Source organism: Neisseria sp. P0021.S005 (assembly GCF_051956955.1).
This window is the reverse complement of record NZ_JBQCWY010000778.1, coordinates 1-1324: the sequence shown is the minus strand read 5'-3', so window position 1 is coordinate 1324 and position 1324 is coordinate 1. Positions and strand designations below refer to the sequence as shown.

The window sequence follows — 1324 nt, the reverse complement described above, 5'->3', positions numbered from 1 at the left end:
CAGTGCCAAGAAAAACCTCATCTTGCGCCCCGTTTCCGCCGATACCGTCAGCATCAATATCCCTCCGTTTGTTACCCAGCGCACCTTTACCCAATGGCTGAACGACAACGAAGCCATCCTGCGCCGTACCCTAAACAAAACACCGGCTCGGCAAACACCTACAGACACGCTTCCCGAATGGATTTGGTATCAAGGCGTTCAGACGGCCTTGTCCGTCCACGCAGCAAACCACATCCAAATCAGGCCGTCTGAAATTCTGTTGCCCGAAAAAGAAACCGCCGCCCAACTTACCCATTTGCGCCGCTTCCTGCACGAGCGTGCGCACGAATATCTGCTACCGCGCCTCGAAGGCCATATCCGAACCACCCACCTGACCCCGAGCGCCATTTCCCTTTCCAACGCCAAAACCTTCTGGGGCGTTTGCCGCCACACCACCGGCATCCGCCTCAACTGGCGGCTCATCGGCACGCCCGAATATGTCGCCGACTACGTCTGCCTGCACGAACTCTCCCACCTGCGCCATCCCAACCACAGCCCTGCATTTTGGGCTCTAACCCACTCGCTCACGCCGCATGTCGACCAAGCCGAACAATGGCTGAAGGCGCACGGCGGCGAATTATTCCACCTCGGCTAAGTCTTTCCAGCAGCATTTTTCTGCAAGCAAACACCAGCCCAAAGCAAAGAATCAACGTCCTCCAAACAAATCATGTAGCCGCGCGTAAAATCAGGTTTATCCGCTTGCCGCCCCCTCAGGCATGCCGATAAGATGATTTCGTTCTCAAAACCCTTTTCAGAAAGGAAAACCGATGACCAAAGCAAAATCGTTACTGGCCACCGGCATTTTGGCTCTTTTCTCCGCCACGGCATTCGCCTCCCCACTGCCTTCCGAAATCTACCGTCCGGATGGCGCGCACACCATCAAAGCCGATCATCAAGGCGACGGCGAATTTGAATACGAAGCCGAACTTTCCGGCCAACGCAATTCCATTCCTTCCTTGGCCAAAAAAGTGATCGCCCACGCGCGCAGCAAAGGTTTCCATGTGGTTGAGTCTGAAATCAAACACGACGATGCCGATCTGAAATTCAAACGCGGCAAACAAGAGCTGGACGTTTCCATCGAAGACAAAGGCCAAGGCCGTATCGAATATAAAGCCGATTTAGATTTGGACAAAAACTAAATCCGACTCGCAAACAAAGGCCGTCTGAAATCCCATCGGTTTTCAGACGGCCTTTTGTCGTCTTTATCAGATAAAATGGCACTCGGTTTGCAAAATTTCCGACTCAAAACATTGTACAATCTGCCCACTTATACCGATAACATCCC

The 1324-nt window shown here is 52.9% G+C and carries 2 protein-coding genes; both read left to right on the top strand.

What is annotated here, in order from left to right:
- Positions 1–634: YgjP family zinc-dependent metalloprotease (locus tag ACTHUE_RS19210; protein WP_440424192.1), on the top strand; the 634-nt coding region annotated here is incomplete at its 5' end.
- A gap of 172 nt (positions 635–806) precedes the next feature.
- On the top strand, positions 807–1178 hold the full coding sequence (locus ACTHUE_RS19205; protein ID WP_004520945.1) for a hypothetical protein: 372 nt from the start codon (positions 807–809) through the stop codon (positions 1176–1178).
- The last annotated feature ends 146 nt before the right edge of the window (positions 1179–1324 follow it).